This window comes from Methylibium sp. T29, from assembly GCF_000576205.1.
Taxonomy (GTDB): Bacteria; Pseudomonadota; Gammaproteobacteria; order Burkholderiales; family Burkholderiaceae_C; genus Methylibium; species Methylibium petroleiphilum.
Genome location: NZ_AZND01000330.1, coordinates 1 through 3,103, shown reverse-complemented (window position 1 = coordinate 3,103; position 3,103 = coordinate 1). Strand labels below are relative to the sequence as shown.

At 70.4% G+C, this 3,103-nt stretch carries 4 protein-coding genes; all 4 read left to right on the top strand.

The features are described from left to right. Window positions 1–350, top strand: a 350-nt coding sequence (locus tag x551_RS20355) for an amidase family protein (RefSeq protein ID WP_253950433.1), incomplete at its 5' end; no start/stop codon positions are given. Between the two features lie 19 nt (window positions 351–369). After that, on the top strand, window positions 370–762 hold the full coding sequence (gene hpxZ / locus x551_RS20350) for an oxalurate catabolism protein HpxZ (RefSeq protein WP_036235189.1): 393 nt from the start codon (window positions 370–372) through the stop codon (window positions 760–762). Window positions 763–789: 27 nt separating this feature from the next. Then, window positions 790–1,560 carry a GntR family transcriptional regulator gene (locus tag x551_RS20345; protein ID WP_051512241.1) on the top strand — a complete coding sequence of 257 codons (771 nt, stop codon included), beginning with the start codon at window positions 790–792 and terminating at the stop codon, window positions 1,558–1,560. A 230-nt stretch (window positions 1,561–1,790) separates the two neighbouring features. After that, the gene (locus x551_RS20340) at window positions 1,791–2,915 is read left to right on the top strand and encodes a BMP family ABC transporter substrate-binding protein (protein WP_011828369.1); all 1,125 of its coding nucleotides are present in this window, start codon (window positions 1,791–1,793) and stop codon (window positions 2,913–2,915) included. Window positions 2,916–3,103: the final 188 nt, after the last annotated feature.

The following is a 3,103-nucleotide window of genomic DNA, read 5'->3' as shown; positions in this document are numbered from 1 at the left end:
GCGTGCGGCGCTGGTTCGCACAGCGCGCGGCGGAGCTGTTCGGCCAGGTCGACGTGCTGCTGGCGCCGGCCACGCCCTGCGTCGCGCCACTGCTCGGCACCGAGTGGCTGGAGCTGAACGGCCAGCGGCTGCCGGCCCGGCCCAGCCTGGGCCTGCTGACGCAGCCGATCTCCTGCATCGGCCTGCCGGTGTGCGCGGTGCCGGTGTGGGGCTGCAGCGAGGCGCAGCCGGGCCTGCCGATCGGCGTGCAGGTGATCGCCGCCCCCTGGCGCGAGGACCATGCGCTGCGCGTCGGTGCCGCGCTCGAGGCCGCCGGCGTCGCGCGCTCGCCGGTCGCCGCGCTCGACTGAATCCGAAGGAAGATCGGCGATGACCGAAGACCACGACATCAACCGCCCCGAGGTGCTGGCCGAGATGCAGGCCGTGTTCGCGCGCTACGAGGACGCGCTGGTCCACAACCGCATCGACGTGCTCGACGCGCTGTTCTGGCCGAGCGCGCACACGGTGCGCTACGGCACCGCCGAGAACCTGGTCGGCATCGACGCGATCCGCGCCTTCCGCCGCGCGCGCCCCTCGCAGGGCCTGGCACGCCGCCTCGCGCTCACCGTGATCACCACCTACGGTCAGGACTTCGCCACCGCGATGACCGAGTTCCACCGCGACGGCGACGCCCGCATCGGCCGCCAGAGCCAGACCTGGGTGCGCTTCGCCGACGGCGGCTGGCGCGTGGTGGCCGCGCACGTGAGCCTGATCGATGGCTGAGTTCCGAGCGCCGTCTAGACTCGCGCGATGAGCACGCGTCCCGCCCGCCGTCCCGCAACCGCCGCCTCCCGCGCGCGCGCCACCGCCGCAGCAGCCCCGGCCACCGCGCTGCCCGCCACCGCAGTGCGCAGCAACCTCGCCGAACAGGCCTACGCCCGGCTCAAGGCCGAGATCCACGATTTCCTGCTGGTGCCCGGCGACCGCTTCTCCGAGGCCGAGATCGGCACCCGCCTCGGCGTCAGCCGCACCCCGGTGCGCGAGGCACTGTTCCGGCTGCGCAACGAGGGCTTCCTCGAAGTGGAATCGAAATCGGGCTGGTACGTGCGGCCGATCGATTTCGACAAGCTCGAGCAGCTCTACGACCTGCGCGTGCTGCTCGAGCTGGCCAGCGTGGCCAAGCTGTGCGCCCGTGCCGAAGACTCCTCGCCCGAACTCGACGCGCTGAAGAAGACCTGGCTGCTGCCGGCCGCCGAACGCCTGAGCGACGGGCGCGAAGTCGGTGCACTCGACGAGCAGTTCCACGCCACGCTGGTGCGCGCCGCCGGCAACGCCGAGATCGCCCGCGTCCACTGGGACGTGACCGAGCGCATCCGCATCATCCGCCGGCTCGATTTCACGCGCGGCGACCGCATCGACGCCACCTACACCGAGCACGCCAAGATCCTGCGCGCAGTGATGCAGCGCAAGCTCGACCAGGCCCAGCTGCTGCTGCGCAGCCACGTCGAGCAGAGCAAGTCCGAGGTCCGCAAGATCACGCTGGCGATGCTCCAGCAGGCCCGCGCGCAGCTCGCGCGCTGACGCGCCACCCACGCTGCCACCCCCTGCCGTTTCCGGCGCCTCTGGGCGCCGGGGCCGGGCTGCGCATCGCTCCACCGCCCCATCCGCCGCGCCGCTGCGGCAGCCGGCCGCAGGCACGGCATTTGCGTATTCCATCTTGTATACCAATACGTGCACCAAGACCGGCCGCGCCGGTTGCGGATGCCCCGTCCCGCTGCTGCCGTGCCATCCACATCGAGGAAGAAGGAACCATGACGCAACACGATTTCCGGGCCTCCCGCCGCCGCGCCCTGGCGCAACTGTCGGCCGCCGGCCTGGCCACCGCCTCGCCCTGGGCACTGCGCGCCGCGCAGGCCCAGACCAAGATGACCATCGGCGTGATCTACGTCGGCCCGAAGGACGACTTCGGCTACAACCAGGCGCAGGCCGCCGCCGCGGCCGAGGTGAAGAAGCTGCCCGGCATCAAGGTCGTCGAGGAGGAGAACGTTCCCGAGACCACCGCGGTGCAGAAGACCATGACCGGCATGATCGTGCAGGACGGCGCCAAGCTGCTGTTCCCCACCTCGTTCGGCTACTTCGACCCGCACATGCTGGCGCTCGCCGCCAAGTACCCCGACGTGCGCTTCTCGCACTGCGGCGGCATGTGGACCGAGGGCAAGCACCCCAAGAACACCGGCAGCTTCTTCGGCTACATCGACGAGTGCCAGTACCTCAACGGCGTGATCGCCGGCCACATGAGCAAGAGCAAGAAGCTCGGCTTCGTGGCCGCCAAGCCGATCCCGCAGGTGCTGCGCAACATCAACGCCTTCACGATGGGCGCGCGCTCGGTCGACCCCAAGATCACCTGCACGGTCATCTTCACCGGCGAGTGGTCGATGGCCGTCAAGGAGGCCGAGGCCACCAACAGCCTGGCCGACCAGGGTGCCGACGTGTTCACGATGCACGTCGACGGCCCGAAGGTGATCGTCGAGACCGCCGCCAAGCGCGGCAAGATGGTCTGCGGCTACCACGCCAGCCAGGCCAAGCTCGCGCCCAATGCCTACCTGACCGGCGCCGAGTGGAACTGGCTCACCGCCTACAAGACCATCATCGAGGCGGCGCAGGCCGGCAAGCCGCACCCGAACTTCCTGCGCGGCGGCCTGAAGGAAGGCTACGTGAAGATGTCGGCCTACGGCCCGATGGTGCCGGAGGCCGCGAAGACGGCCGCCGACGGCATCAAGGCCAAGATGATCGCCGGCTCGTTCGACATCTTCACCGGCGGACTGAAGGACAACAAGGGCGCGGTGGTCATCCCGGCCGGCAAGGTGCTGAAGCAGACCGACCTCGAGCTCGAGAAGATGAACTACCTGGTCGAGGGTGTGGTCGGGTCGATCTGAGGCGAGCGCGGACCGTGTCGACCGACAAGCTGTCTGGAGCAGCGCTCGGACCGAGCCGCCGGGGCGTGGCCGGCCGGGCCGGAGTGCACGGGTTCGGCGGCCGGCGCTCGGCGCCGGCTTCCCTGCGGTGCTCGGTTGCATGGCCGGGCCGCGGAACTCGCTCTGTTCGCTGCGCTCACGGCGCTCGG

Excerpts from the sequence above, each read along its gene's own strand:
- hpxZ (WP_036235189.1), top strand. The coding sequence starts at position 370 with ATGACCGAAGACCACGACATCAACCGCCCCGAGGTGCTGGCCGAGATG.
- x551_RS20345 (WP_051512241.1), top strand. The coding sequence starts at position 790 with ATGAGCACGCGTCCCGCCCGCCGTCCCGCAACCGCCGCCTCCCGCGCG.
- x551_RS20340 (WP_011828369.1), top strand. The coding sequence starts at position 1,791 with ATGACGCAACACGATTTCCGGGCCTCCCGCCGCCGCGCCCTGGCGCAA.